Raw genomic sequence first — 11,669 nt, 5'->3', positions numbered from 1 at the left:
ACCCGCGACTGGACGCAGGATCTACGGATGCGCCCCCGATGGCCCTGCCGTTCGCGCCGCCGGACGACTCCGCCCTGGTCCGCCTGGCCATCGCCACCGCTGCCGATGCGCCGCCCGGCCCGCCGGAGCTTCCACCCGCAGGCGGCCCGCGCTTTGCCGGCCCGGTGGTGCTCAACGCACCCTCGAGCATCGGCGATGCGGAGCTTGCGACGCTTGTCGAAGGGCTCGGCGCCGAGGGGTTTGTGCTGGCCGAACCGAACCGTGTGAACCTGACCATCAGCGAGAGCAACGTGCGCTACTTCCACGCGGCCGACGCCGCCGCGGCGGTTGCCGTGGCCGCCGAACTGGGGGCGAAGGCGCGCGATTTCACCGCCTTCTCGCCCGCGCCGCCTGCGGGCACGATCGAGGTCTGGCTGGCCGGGCGCGGCGATGGCGCGGCGCCCCAGCGGACGCGGCGCGCCTCCGGTCAGCCTTCGGTGTCGGCGGCGGACCGCGAACTCAATGCCTTGCGCGCCCGCATCCTGCAGCAGCTGCGCAATGGCGATCATCTGTGAGGGATCCGATGGTGATGCAAGGACCCGCAACTGGGATCAGAACCGGAAGGAACCCCGATGCCTGAACCGAGACTCATGGCGGTGATCACGGCGCTTCTGATGCTCGCGGGCACGTCGCCGGTGCGCGCGGGCTACGACCTCGACCAGCTTCGCCAGATCGAGGCGCTGATCCTTGCCAAGGATTGCGGCGCGCTCTGGGAGTATCTTGTCAGCAACCCGTCGATCATGACGGGCGAAGACGCGCTCGCCCGTGAGCTCCGGGTCTTCGTGGCGGCCACCGAGCGCGGGCAGATCGACTGTTTTGCCGCGCGCCCGCCCTCTCTGGCTGTCGTGCCGCCCGCGCCGGTCGTGGCTTTCGCCACGGGAACGGTGCGGCGGATCGAGCCCTACTGAGCGCTGGGCGGCGGCGGAGGGACGGAATGACGAACCAGCCGCGCATCGCCTACGTGCTCGACCCGCGTTTCCCGGGCGGCACGTCCGCCGCCGTCGCCGGAGAGATCGCCGCAATTCGCCCGCTAGTCCGGCCCGAAGTCCATGCCGTCACATCGCGCATGTTTACGGGTCAAAGCCTGTCGCCGGCGCTTGCGGGCGCCTTGGAGGCCGCGGGGATCGATGCCGCCTGGGACGCCCCCGTCATCGCCGCCGACACGGTGATCCTGCACAATCCTGCCTTCCTCAAGTTCGACAAGACGCTAGGACGCCGCATCGTCGCGCGCGACCTGATCGTGGTGACCCACGAGAACTTCCTGCGTCCGGGCGGGGCGGATGGCTTCGATGTAGCCGGCTGCCTCGACCGGATCGACCGCGGCACACTGGCGCTGAGAAAGACGCTCGCACCCGTTTCGGCGCACAACCGGACGACCGTCACGGACTGGGTCGGGCGAAACGGTCTCCCTCCGGGCTGGTCGATGGCTGCCGATGACTGGTTCAACATCTGCGACTTTCCCCTGATGCCGCCCACGGATGCCCCGCGCGACCGGCGCGGGCGCCATTCGCGCCCGGGGTTCGAGAAGTTCCCGCCGCGCGCGGTTCTCGACCTCTGTTTCCCGCGGCACGCAGAAACGAATGTCATCCTCGGTGCCGAGGTGCTCATGGAGGACGAGGCCTCTGCGACGCACTGGCAACTGCACCCGTTCGGGGGCCTTGATCTGCCACGCTATTTCGGAATGATCGACTTCATGGTCTATTTCACCGCCCCCACATGGCAGGAAAGCTTCGGCCGCGTGCTGGCGGAAGCCATCGCCGCCGGGAAGGTCGTGATCTCCGACGCCGCGACGGCGGCCGGATTTGCCGGCGCCGTCGTGGCCGCGCGGCCCGAGGAGGTGGACGAGTTCATCCGGGGGTTCATCGCGGAGCCGGAACGCTACGCCGCCCAGGTCCGGCTAGCGCAGGCAACGCTCTCGCGCTTTTCGGCGGAGGCGTTCCGGGTGCGCTTCGCCGCCGCGACGGGTCTTGCCCGAAAGGCCGCGGCATGATCCTGATCGAGGCGGGCGAGCGCACCGACCGGCACTTCGACGCCAAGCTCCTGCTGGCGAGCCAGTTGGCTGCGCGGGGCCACCCTGTCATCCTCGACGACCGGACGCTGCCCGACCGGCTTGAACGCTACCAGAAGTACGAGGCCGCCCGCTTCCTTGCCGACCTCGACCGGGTCGAGGTCACCCGCGTCATCGTCATCGGTGCCGATACGATCGGGCAGGATACCTTGAGGGCCCTCAGACACCGTCAGTTCGGACCCGGCGTGGCGGTTCATGTCGTCGGCCGTTTCGCAGACCGGCAAGCGGCCATCGCGGCGCAGTCCCGCGCCGCCTATGCGCTGGGCCGCGAGCCGGAGGTCGTTGACCTTGCAGCGCTTCAGGGCCCGACGCTCGTCGCCAATGCGATCTCGCCGCTTGCCGCGGCGCCGGTCCCCAGGCCCCTGCCCGAGCGGACGCCGCAGCTCTTCGTCGTCTTGCGCCAGGAGGCGCTCGAGGATCCGATGGTCCTTCCGTTTCTGTCGGCGATGGATCAGGTGCCCGGCTTCCGTCTTCACGTCATCCTGCCCGGCAAGGGCAAGGAGCAGGTGAAAGCGACGCGCTACGCGGGCCTTTCGATCTTCGGCCTCTCGGAACTCTCTCCCGCGACCTTCGCCGCCCGCGCCGACATCGCCGCCTTCTTCGGCGACGGCGTTCCGGGTGAGCGGATGGCGGCGCTCGCGCTCGACCTGATGCGGTCCGGGCGGGTCGCAATCGACTGCACCGCGGGGGCGGGATTCGTGGCCGCGGGGGCCCCGGCGCTGCGGGGGCCCGAAGACCTCGGCGGGCTCGCAAACTACGTCCAGCACACGGTGCTGGTGAACCGCCGGCAGATCGGGCTTCAGGCGCAGCGCAGCCCCTGGCTCATCGCCCGGTCGGTGGAGCCGCTCGAGTCTGCGCTGGGTATCGCCGCGGAGCCGGCGACGGAACCGACGGCCGAGGGCGACGCCGCTCGCAGGATCGTCTTCCTGCCGACGAACGGTGTCGGTCTCGGCCACGCCCGGCGTTGCGCACTTGTGGCGGCCGAACTTGTCGCCGACGGGGCGGAGCCGGTCTTCGCGGCCTTCCCGAGTTGCATTCCGATGCTGCGGGCGGAGGGCTTCGGCTGCCTGCCGCTGGTCCAGAAGAGCCCCGACCACCCCGAGGATCACGCCAACGACCTTCTCAACTACCTGCGTCTGCACCGGGCGCTCCGGCCGGGAGATCGCCTGGTCTTCGATGGCGGCTACGTTTTCGACTCCGTCCTGCGCGTCATCCATGAGCGGGAGATCGACGCGACCTGGATCAGGCGCGGGCTCTGGCAGGCCGGGCAGTTGCAGGGCAGCGCGCTCGACCGCGAGCGCGCCTTCGCCCACGTCATCGTGCCGGGCGAGGCCTTTGCCGAACTCAACAACGACCGCGGGGGGGCGAAGGTGCACAGTGTCGGGCCGATCGTCCAGGAGCGCGCCCTGCCGGACGCATCCGAACGGCGGGTCCGGCGCGACACGCTCGCCGCCCGGCTCGGCACGACTTTCTCCGAGCTTGTCGTCACAATGCTGGGCGGCGGCGTGGCGGCCGACCGGACGGCGCAACTCCAGGCCGTGGCCGCGATCAGCGAGGCGCGGAGGGGCTGCCTCAACCTCGTCGTGGTCTGGCCGGGTGCAGTGGTGCCCCCCGGGATCGCGGGATGGAAACAGACCCGCGTTGTCCAGACCAGGGACGCTCTGTCGCTCTGCCTTCTGGCCGACCTCGTGATCTCGGCCGCTGGATACAATTCGTTCCACGAAATCCTCTACCACCGGATTCCCGCGATCCTCGTGCCGCAGATGGCCGCGTTCATGGACGACCAGGAACGCCGCGCCCGCGCCGCGTCCGGGCGCGGGCTGGCCGAAACGGTGCTCGCGCACGAGTTGCTGCTGCTCGACCGCGAGATCGCGACTTTCCTCGATGCGGGAAAGGCCGACAAGGTGCGCGCGGCGCTGTCGGCTGCCACGTTGCCGGCCCCGGGCAATCGCGCGGCCGCCGACCTGATCCTCGGGGAGGAGGCGCCATGACGCCCGAGCACTGGCTTGCGGTCCTGTCGCGGATTGCACCGGGGGAGCCGGTCGACCTTGACGCGGGCGCGCCCGGCCCGGCCGGGACGGGTTCGGGGATTGCCGGCTGGACTGCCGCAACGCCACCGCCCTCTCCCCGCCTGTGGCAACGCGGCGATTCCGGCGCCTCATGGATCGGCATCCGCGTCGACGCGCCGCTCGCCGATCCCGCACGCGCGGCCCTGCGCCTCGCCGCCGCAGCGCTCGAACGGGGCGTGACGCCAGTCATCCTCACCCCGCTCGACTTCACGGGCTTCGAACGTTTCGGTTTCCGGATCGAACGGTTCGTGCCGGGCGCGGGCGCCGACCGCGCGGCCTGGGAGGCCGAGATGACCGCCTTCTGGTCCCTCGCCCTCATCATCGATGCGGCCGACGTCGCCTTGCTCGGCTGAGCCGGGGGCCTGGTCATCGGACCAAAGCCCGTAGCCTGCGGCGGTCTTCGCCCCTAGAACCGGGGCAGGAACAGACTGCCGGACGGGCGATGCGGGGATCACTGAACTCCTGGAACAGGCTTTCGCTCGCGGCGCAGTTCGCCCTGGCAGGCGGGATCGTCATGATCCTGTCGATGCTGCTGATCGGCCGGGTCGTGACCGCACGTATCGAGGACGGCGTGGTCCGCAACACCGCCTATGCGACATCGCAATACATGGACAGCATCATCGCCCCGCTCGCCCAGGATCTCGCCGAGGTGGACATGCTGTCGCCGGGCGCGCGGCGGGCACTAGACGAGGTCTTCACGGGCACGCCGCTTGGCGAGCGGGTGGTGTCCTTCAAGCTTTGGAAGCCCGATGGCCACATTGCCCATGCCTCCGATCCCGCCATCATAGGCCAAACCTTCGCCGTGACGGACAACCTGAAGGCCGCCTTCGATGGCGAGACCCGCGCCGATTTCGAGGATCTGGGTGACGAGGAGGACCGAGGGGAAAATGCGCTCGGCCTGCCGCTTCTGGAAGTCTATTCGCCCGTCCGAGAGGCCTGGTCGGGCCGTGTCATCGCCGTGGCGGAGTTCTACGAAGTCGCAACCAAGCTCCAGCAGGACCTGGGCGCGGCGCGTCGCAATGCCTGGATCGCCGTCGCGGTCACCTTCCTGTCCATCGGCAGTGTGCTCTATCTCATCGTCTTGCGCGGCAGTCGCACCATCGACCGCCAGCGGGCGGAACTGACCGCTCGGCTCGACGATCTCGCGGCGCTGTCGGCCCACAATGCGGCGCTCCGCGCTCGCGTCCAGCACGCGGCGGCCCGCGCCTCGGCAATGAACGATCAGGCATTGCGGCGGATCGGGGCCGACCTGCACGACGGGCCGGCGCAGCTTCTGGGCTTCGCGGCGCTGAGGCTGGACGCCTTGCGTGGCGAGGTGGCGGACGCCGCCGAACTCGACGCCGTGGAGCGCGCGGTGAAGGACGCGATCCGCGAGATCAGGTCGATCTCGAAGGGTCTTTCGCTGCCCGACATCGAAGCGCGCCCGTCCTGCGACATCGTCCGTGGCGTCGCCGAGGCCCATGCGGCACGCACGGGGGTGCCCGTCACGGTCACTTGCGACATGGCCGGCCCCGATGGCTTGGCGCAGGCCGTGAAGATCTGCCTTTTCCGCTTCGTTCAGGAGGGCCTGAACAACGCCTGGCGCTATGCTGGCGGGGCCGCGCAGGAGGTTGCCCTGTCGTTCAGAAGCGGCATCCTGAGGCTTTCGGTCCGGGACCGGGGGCCGGGCATCGCAGTCGCCGCCTCTGGCCTTCCGGAAGGTGGCGGAGATTTCTCGGGCATCGGGCTTTCGGGCCTGCGGAACCGCGTCGAAAGCCTTGGTGGCACGTTCACGGTGCGCAACCGCACCGATGGACCGGGCACCGAGATCGCCATGGAACTGGATACAAGGGGGACATGATGGACAAGATCCGCGTCGTGGTCGCCGACGACCACCCGCTCTATCGCGAGGGCGTGGCGCGAAGCCTCGCCGATGACGCGGCCTTCGCCGTCGTCGGGCAGGCGTCGGACGCGGACGCGGCCGTGGAACTTGCCCAGCGGCTTGCTCCGGACATCGTTCTGCTCGACATCTCGATGCCGGCCGGCGGCGGCATCTCCGCGCTGAGGCGGATCATGGCGGGTGCTCTCCCGCCGAAGGTGGCGATGCTGACCGTGTCGGAAGAGGACGACGACGTGATGCAGGCCCTGAAGGCCGGTGCCGTTGGCTACATCCTGAAGGGCGTGGGCTCGCGCGAGCTCGTCTCCATCGTCAAGGATGTGGCCCGCGGGCAGTCCTATGTCTCGCCTACGCTCGCCGCCCGCATCCTCAACGCCATGCGCGAGGGCGGGCCGAAGCGGCCTGAGAACCCGCTCGACGACCTCTCGAAGCGCGAAGAGGACATCCTGAGTCTGGTGGCTGAAGGCAAGAGCAACAAGGAGGTGGGCCGCGCACTCGACCTGCAGGAGAAGACGGTCAAGCACTACATGACGACAATCCTGCAGAAACTCCATGTGCGCAATCGCGTGGAGGCGGCCGTGATGGCGCGCGAGCACTGGAAGAAGTGACCCGCGGCTTGGCGACAGGGGCTCTCAGTCAAGCGAGAACATGCCGCGGATGCGGATGACGTCGGCGGCCGTGACCGGCCGCCGGGCGACGGTGCGGCCCTTGGGGTCCTTGACGACGTAGGAGCCCCGGGTGACGATCTCGCGCCAGCCACGGAAGTCCGTCACCTCTATGGCCGCGCCTCGCTCGGCAATCTCGACGACGGCCTCGATCTGCCGGCCACCGCCCCTGCGCTTGGCGATTTCGCCGAAGGACCTGAGCCGCGTCTCGTCCTCGCGGTCTGCTGCACGGGTTGCAACCATACGCCCGCGCGGATCAAGCGTTTCGAACCGACCGCCGCGGACGCGTTCCACATGGCCGTCGGCGAAACGGACGGTGATCCCGTCGAGTCCAAAGGTGTTGGCGCCGCGCGACGCAGAGGAAGGGGCGCTGCCCGAAGTCGCGCCGGCGGAACCTCCCGACGTGGCCGACCCGGAACTTGAGCTGCCCGGCCCAGAGCCGCCCGGCCCAGAGCTGCCAGAGCCAGAACTGCCAGAGCCGGAACTCCCGGATCCACCCGAGTCGTCATCGTCGTCGTCGTCATCATTCGACGATCCGCTCTTGGCGAAGGCCGCACCTCCCTTCCCGTCGGGCTTGAAATGCACCACGGGCGACGCACCCCAGACGAGTGCGGACAGAAGCAGGAGGATCAGGAACGAACGCATTTCGCGCTCCATCCGGTTGGCATCGGCTTCTCACTCGAAGGGGGCGCGGCATGCCGCCGCGCCACGCCCCGTTTCATCGCATTCAGTCTGACCGCAGGCTCAGCGCAGGGCCAGCAGACGGTCGATGTCGGCCTGTGTCGCCTGACGCTCCTCCACTGTCCGGCCCGCCGAGTTCTTGCGCTCATAGCGACCGTTCCCGATCTCTTCCCTGCTGCCATCGGAGTAGGTCACTTCCATGCCGGAGGACGAGACTTCGATCTTCGTCACGTCGGACCCGCCGCCGGCTCCGCCGGTCGTGCCGCCGGAGCCGGACGAGTCGTCACCATCGTCACCAGAGTCGTCGTCGCTGCCGTGACCGCCGCTGCCCCCCTTGTCGTCATCACCATCGTCGTCGTCGCTGCCGTTTTTCGCCAGCGCGTGGGCGGACTTGAGGGCGACGAGGCCGGAACCGCCGTCGAAGGCGAATTTCACGGGCATCGCCACGAGAAAGGCCGCCGTGCCAAGGACGATGGCAAGTTTTCCGGGGGTGTAGAACAGTTTGTCCATTTTGTGCTCCATCGGGTTCTGCCGCGATCGTCGCGGCCCTGTACACCCTCTTCACACGAAGAAATCCGGTCGGAAATCGGCGAAAGACCTCCGCCAGGTCGGGTGCGGACCACTTCCGCTGTACCATCCGACCGTGGCCGGTGCCTGTCATCGGACCAAGGTCTGATATTCGCCGCGGCGCAGGCTCAGTCGGGCTGGAAGCCACCTATGAGTTGGCGCAGGCCGAACAGGCCGACTTCCGCGATCGCGGCCCGCGTCACGGGGGCGGAGGCGGCAAGCGTCGCCATCGCAGTCACCCCCTGGCCCACAGAACAACCCAGCGCCAGCGTGCCGCCTATACCCATCAACGCTGCGCCGGATACCTGCCGGCCCAGTTCGCGCGGGTCCTCGCAGGGATCCCAGCGGAACAGGCCGAGGATCATCGAGCCGCAGAAGGCGCCGACAAGAACGCCGGCGACCAGGCCGACGGAAAAGGTGATGCCGCCCCTCGTCGAGGTCATGAGGAAGATGATGGTATGACCAAGCGGCGCGGTGAAGGAGGGGCCTTCCACACCGATCTCGCCGAGACTTGCATCGGAGATCCAGGTGGTCGCGACGAAGCACCAGACCACCGAAATGCCTGCGGCGACGCCGCAGGCAGTCTGGGCGCGCCGGCGCCTCAAGGGCGCGTGCGACAGGGCCCAGCCGAGGGCGCCCATCCCGGCGACGATGGCGAAGGCCAAACGGGGGCAGGCCGGTCCTCGCGGCGAGCCAGTGGGCGATCCCCTGCGGCCCGGTGGCCTCGGCCTGAGGGAAGAGGGCTGTCCGCAAAGAAGCGATCAGGCCCGTTACCGTCACGAAGGCGAAGATGCCGATGACCACAACCGCGACAAGAGACCTGAGGTCCCCGCCGCCGAACCGAACCAGCGCGCCGAAGCCGCAGTTCCCGGCCATCGCCATACCATAGCCGAAGATCAGTCCGCCGATGATCGAGGCGGCGGGGCTCCAGGCGATCGAGTGTTAGTAGGTTGCCGTCGGCGCGGCGAAGCCGAGGGCCTCGGCCAGGAATGTGCCGACGATGGCAACCCCGAGGACGATCCCCCAGAGTCGCCGGCGTCGCTGGTCGGCGCCGTAGACGGCCGCTTCGAGCGCGCCCAGCGTGCAGAAGTCCCCCAGCCGTGCGGCAAGGCCGAGGGCCGCTCCGCCAATCAGTCCTGCCAGCGCGGCGAGCACGCCCGGTGGTATCGTCTCCATGATCTCTCCCCTCGTGGGTCCGGTCCCCCCAGTCGCGCCTCTGCCCTAGCGACAGAAGAGTTCGTTCAACAATCCGATCATCCGTGCGGTCTTCGGATCGCTCAAGGAATAGTAGATCGCCTTTCCGTCGCGTCGTGCCTTCACAAGACCTTCGAACCTGAGCCGAGCGAGCTGCTGGCTGACGGCCGCCTGACGTGACGCCAGCAGAGATTCGAGTTCCGTCACCGATTTCTCGCCGTCGAGAAGGTGGCAGAGGATCATCAGGCGCCCCTCGTGGGCGAGCGCCTTGAGGTATCCGGCCGCCTCGTCGGCCTGGGCCGTCAGTTCCTCGGCCGTGACCCGCGGCGCGCCGCATGCTGCCGCACTGAGTTCTGCGGGGGCCGCGTCACCGGTCCCGCCGGGCGGCCCGGTTCGTTTGCGGCCCCCCCGGTGCCAGCCCGTCATGGCGCCGCCTTCCCGGGGTCCTCTCCCGCGTCGGCCAGCATCCGCGCCATCAAGCCCCAGAAGAAATCCTCACCCGGATAGCCCTCGATCCGGCCGGATTCCCGGCCGTCGCGGACGAGGATGAAGGTGGGCGTGAAGACAGGGGCGGGGCCGAGTGCCACGTCCTCGGGGTAGGGGCCCTTGGGCTGCACCCGCTCCAAGGGCGCCGACTGGCCCTCGGGAGTCCTGGGATAGACGGGCGCGACCTCTGTGTCCCAGCGCGCGCAACAGGCGCAGCCCGGCTGCTCGATCATCAGGAGCTGCACATCGGCCCCGACCGGCGTGCCCGCCGCGACTGTCAGGGCCAGGACGAGCGCGCGCAGCATGTTGACGCCTCATCGTTTGTATATAAACATTGTAATATGTTTCAGCGTTCCGGGCAAGGCAGGGAGGAAGCCGTCCCGTTGGACCCAACCTCAGTGATGCGCGGCTGGCTGGACTTCTGTCCTTCCGGTCGCGGGGCATCCTGCCCATGGTTCCCTTCTACCGTTGCTACATCGCCGAAATCTCCATGTCAGAGCTCAGGTCCGACCGGACGATCGCGGCCGGCGCGCAGCGCCAGCTTGTCGTTTCCGCGGAGTTCTTCGCGCTGGGCGTTAGCACGATCTTCGGTCTCCTCGGGCTCGGTGCCACGGCGGCAGGGCAAGCATTCCGGACCTGGAGGGAGGAACTCGCCTACGTCCCGGCCGCGGTGAATTTCATCTTCGGCCGGCATTTCCTCGGCATCCTGCGCACCCGTTCCTGATGCGGGAGGTGCGGCTGCAAGTGCGGTCGGACCCCACGACGACGCTTGGCACCTATGCCATGGGCCTCGCCTTCTGTGTCGGCTGGATCGCCTGCGTGGGCCGGTGCTGGTCTCGATCCTCATGATCGCCTCGCAGCAGGAGAACTCGGCCGCGGGACCGGGTTCGTGCTGACCTACGGGCTCGGCATGACGTCACCCTTCGCGCTGGCGGCGGTCCGCGCCCGGCCGTTCCTTGGCTGGATGAACCGCAACCGGAAGTACCTCGTGCATGTGGAGAAGGTCATGGGCGCGATGCTGGTTCTCCTCGCGGTGCCGGTTGTCTCCGGATCGGTCAACGCGATCGCCGATTTCATGATCCGTCACATGCCCTGGACGACCAGGTCCACCCGAATTCGCTCGGAGGAAGGAGAATGCCCCGCTTGCCCCGCAAGCCTCGCAGTGCCGGCCTTCGAAGGCAACATGTGGGTGAAGTGGCCGCGCCGGATCGGGGTGTACGATCAGGAGATCGAAAGCCGCGAGGCGACGTTGAACTACGCCAACCGGATGCCCGATGGCCGCGCCTGGAAATGGACCTGGGTGATGGAAGCGAAGTGGGTCCTCACGTCTCCGAGGCCGCAGGCGCCGACCTGTCATTCCAAGGGCCCTCTGCTGATCACCGACCTGGCCCTGATCTGCTACCCGATGACGGACCACCCGGGCGGGCGTGTCCGGTCCACAAGGCGGGAACCCGGTTTCCACGGTGTCTTCGTTACCGACCGGGAGGGGCAGGTCGCGGTCGGCTACCGCAACCTCCCCGACGGGCCGAAGCGGGAAGTGCAGGCGCTCCTCGACGAGATTGCACGCGAGGCGGCGGGGCTGTAGCCGGCGGATGGACAGACCGGCGCGCCTCGCCTATTGCGGGGCGATGGACTTTGACGAGGAAATCGACGCCGCGGGGCTTCTCTGCCCGCTGCCGGTGCTGAAGGCGCGCAAGCGGCTTCTGACGATGCAGCCGGGTGCCGTGCTGAGGCTCGTCGCCACCGATCCGGCTGCGGTGATCGACGTGCCGCACTTCTGCGCCGAGGCCGGACACGAATTCCTCGGGGCCACCGTGGAGGGCGCGGCACAAGCCTATCTGATCCGCCGTGGTCGAGACGGGGCCGCGAGGGGGCTCAGCCCGCGAGGGTGACGAGCCGCTCCGCCGTGGCAAGGTCCTCGGGCGTGTTGACGTTGAAGAAGGGGTCGACCGGGTCTGCCGGAAAGCACGCCCTGCCGGCGCCGGCGACCGTCGCCCAGACCCCGACGCGACGTTCGCCCTCGG

General features: G+C 68.7%; 16 protein-coding genes and 1 pseudogene. 10 read left to right on the top strand and 7 right to left on the bottom strand.

Annotated features, from left to right (window positions below; genetic code table 11):
• The 7 genes from ACMUOO_RS14700 to ACMUOO_RS14670 form a co-directional block, all read left to right on the top strand.
• The coding region (locus ACMUOO_RS14700; protein ID WP_413855661.1) for a hypothetical protein at positions 1-554 on the top strand (554 nt) is incomplete at its 5' end.
• Positions 555-611: 57 nt separating this feature from the next.
• The gene (locus ACMUOO_RS14695; protein WP_301918359.1) at positions 612-947 is read left to right on the top strand and encodes a hypothetical protein; all 336 of its coding nucleotides are present in this window, start codon (positions 612-614) and stop codon (positions 945-947) included.
• A 26-nt stretch (positions 948-973) separates the two neighbouring features.
• Positions 974-2,029, top strand: a complete 1,056-nt coding sequence (locus ACMUOO_RS14690) for a glycosyltransferase (protein WP_301918360.1) — start codon at positions 974-976, stop codon at positions 2,027-2,029.
• Positions 2,026-4,098 carry a glycosyltransferase gene (locus ACMUOO_RS14685; protein ID WP_301918361.1) on the top strand — a complete coding sequence of 691 codons (2,073 nt, stop codon included), beginning with the start codon at positions 2,026-2,028 and terminating at the stop codon, positions 4,096-4,098. Before ACMUOO_RS14690 ends, ACMUOO_RS14685 begins: the two co-directional genes overlap by 4 nt.
• Complete coding sequence (locus ACMUOO_RS14680; protein WP_301918362.1) at positions 4,095-4,529, top strand: hypothetical protein; 435 nt, start codon at positions 4,095-4,097, stop codon at positions 4,527-4,529. Before ACMUOO_RS14685 ends, ACMUOO_RS14680 begins: the two co-directional genes overlap by 4 nt.
• Before the next feature lie 89 nt (positions 4,530-4,618).
• Positions 4,619-6,016 carry a sensor histidine kinase gene (locus ACMUOO_RS14675; RefSeq protein WP_301918363.1) on the top strand — a complete coding sequence of 466 codons (1,398 nt, stop codon included), beginning with the start codon at positions 4,619-4,621 and terminating at the stop codon, positions 6,014-6,016.
• The gene (locus tag ACMUOO_RS14670; RefSeq protein ID WP_301918364.1) at positions 6,016-6,660 is read left to right on the top strand and encodes a response regulator; all 645 of its coding nucleotides are present in this window, start codon (positions 6,016-6,018) and stop codon (positions 6,658-6,660) included. Before ACMUOO_RS14675 ends, ACMUOO_RS14670 begins: the two co-directional genes overlap by 1 nt.
• A 24-nt stretch (positions 6,661-6,684) precedes the next feature.
• Here the strand turns inward: ACMUOO_RS14670 and ACMUOO_RS14665 are convergent, their stop codons facing one another.
• The 7 genes and pseudogenes from ACMUOO_RS14665 to ACMUOO_RS14635 form a co-directional block, all read right to left on the bottom strand.
• On the bottom strand, positions 6,685-7,362 hold the full coding sequence (locus ACMUOO_RS14665; protein ID WP_301918365.1) for a hypothetical protein: 678 nt from the start codon (positions 7,360-7,362) through the stop codon (positions 6,685-6,687).
• 99 nt (positions 7,363-7,461) lie between these two features.
• A complete protein-coding gene (locus ACMUOO_RS14660) occupies positions 7,462-7,908 on the bottom strand; it encodes a hypothetical protein (RefSeq protein WP_301918366.1) in 447 nt (148 codons plus the stop codon).
• 185 nt (positions 7,909-8,093) lie between these two features.
• Positions 8,094-8,630 carry a YeeE/YedE thiosulfate transporter family protein gene (locus ACMUOO_RS14655; protein WP_367891190.1) on the bottom strand — a complete coding sequence of 179 codons (537 nt, stop codon included), beginning with the start codon at positions 8,628-8,630 and terminating at the stop codon, positions 8,094-8,096.
• Positions 8,631-8,712: 82 nt separating this feature from the next.
• Positions 8,713-8,841 (bottom strand): annotated as a pseudogene (locus ACMUOO_RS14650) (YeeE/YedE thiosulfate transporter family protein); the annotation flags it as partial.
• 66 nt (positions 8,842-8,907) lie between these two features.
• Positions 8,908-9,141, bottom strand: a complete 234-nt coding sequence (locus ACMUOO_RS14645) for a hypothetical protein (protein ID WP_367891191.1) — start codon at positions 9,139-9,141, stop codon at positions 8,908-8,910.
• 45 nt (positions 9,142-9,186) lie between these two features.
• Positions 9,187-9,585: an ArsR/SmtB family transcription factor gene (locus tag ACMUOO_RS14640; protein ID WP_301918367.1), complete on the bottom strand. Its 399-nt coding sequence runs from the start codon at positions 9,583-9,585 to the stop codon at positions 9,187-9,189.
• Complete coding sequence (locus ACMUOO_RS14635; RefSeq protein ID WP_301918368.1) at positions 9,582-9,950, bottom strand: hypothetical protein; 369 nt, start codon at positions 9,948-9,950, stop codon at positions 9,582-9,584. Before ACMUOO_RS14635 ends, ACMUOO_RS14640 begins: the two co-directional genes overlap by 4 nt.
• 104 nt (positions 9,951-10,054) lie before the next feature.
• Between ACMUOO_RS14635 and ACMUOO_RS14630 the strand changes: the two genes are divergently transcribed.
• The 3 genes from ACMUOO_RS14630 (at position 10,055) to ACMUOO_RS14620 (ending at position 11,537) form a co-directional block, all read left to right on the top strand.
• Positions 10,055-10,369, top strand: a complete 315-nt coding sequence (locus tag ACMUOO_RS14630) for a cytochrome c biogenesis CcdA family protein (protein ID WP_413855663.1) — start codon at positions 10,055-10,057, stop codon at positions 10,367-10,369.
• Between the two features lie 165 nt (positions 10,370-10,534).
• Positions 10,535-11,230 carry a hypothetical protein gene (locus tag ACMUOO_RS14625; RefSeq protein WP_367891193.1) on the top strand — a complete coding sequence of 232 codons (696 nt, stop codon included), beginning with the start codon at positions 10,535-10,537 and terminating at the stop codon, positions 11,228-11,230.
• 43 nt (positions 11,231-11,273) lie between these two features.
• Positions 11,274-11,537 carry a sulfurtransferase TusA family protein gene (locus ACMUOO_RS14620; RefSeq protein WP_301918381.1) on the top strand — a complete coding sequence of 88 codons (264 nt, stop codon included), beginning with the start codon at positions 11,274-11,276 and terminating at the stop codon, positions 11,535-11,537.
• The last annotated feature ends 132 nt before the right edge of the window (positions 11,538-11,669 follow it).

The organism is Albidovulum sp., assembly GCF_041919395.1.
Taxonomy (GTDB): Bacteria; Pseudomonadota; Alphaproteobacteria; order Rhodobacterales; family Rhodobacteraceae; genus Albidovulum.
The sequence above is the reverse complement of the archived record's forward strand: the minus strand, read 5'-3'. Positions and strand labels throughout refer to the sequence as shown.

Excerpts from the sequence above, each read along its gene's own strand:
- ACMUOO_RS14695 (WP_301918359.1), top strand. The coding sequence starts at position 612 with ATGCCTGAACCGAGACTCATGGCGGTGATCACGGCGCTTCTGATGCTC.
- ACMUOO_RS14690 (WP_301918360.1), top strand. The coding sequence starts at position 974 with ATGACGAACCAGCCGCGCATCGCCTACGTGCTCGACCCGCGTTTCCCG.
- ACMUOO_RS14685 (WP_301918361.1), top strand. The coding sequence starts at position 2,026 with ATGATCCTGATCGAGGCGGGCGAGCGCACCGACCGGCACTTCGACGCC.
- ACMUOO_RS14680 (WP_301918362.1), top strand. The coding sequence starts at position 4,095 with ATGACGCCCGAGCACTGGCTTGCGGTCCTGTCGCGGATTGCACCGGGG.
- ACMUOO_RS14675 (WP_301918363.1), top strand. The coding sequence starts at position 4,619 with ATGCGGGGATCACTGAACTCCTGGAACAGGCTTTCGCTCGCGGCGCAG.
- ACMUOO_RS14670 (WP_301918364.1), top strand. The coding sequence starts at position 6,016 with ATGGACAAGATCCGCGTCGTGGTCGCCGACGACCACCCGCTCTATCGC.
- ACMUOO_RS14665 (WP_301918365.1), bottom strand. The coding sequence starts at position 7,362 with ATGCGTTCGTTCCTGATCCTCCTGCTTCTGTCCGCACTCGTCTGGGGT.
- ACMUOO_RS14660 (WP_301918366.1), bottom strand. The coding sequence starts at position 7,908 with ATGGACAAACTGTTCTACACCCCCGGAAAACTTGCCATCGTCCTTGGC.
- ACMUOO_RS14645 (WP_367891191.1), bottom strand. The coding sequence starts at position 9,141 with ATGGAGACGATACCACCGGGCGTGCTCGCCGCGCTGGCAGGACTGATT.
- ACMUOO_RS14640 (WP_301918367.1), bottom strand. The coding sequence starts at position 9,585 with ATGACGGGCTGGCACCGGGGGGGCCGCAAACGAACCGGGCCGCCCGGC.
- ACMUOO_RS14635 (WP_301918368.1), bottom strand. The coding sequence starts at position 9,950 with ATGCTGCGCGCGCTCGTCCTGGCCCTGACAGTCGCGGCGGGCACGCCG.
- ACMUOO_RS14620 (WP_301918381.1), top strand. The coding sequence starts at position 11,274 with ATGGACTTTGACGAGGAAATCGACGCCGCGGGGCTTCTCTGCCCGCTG.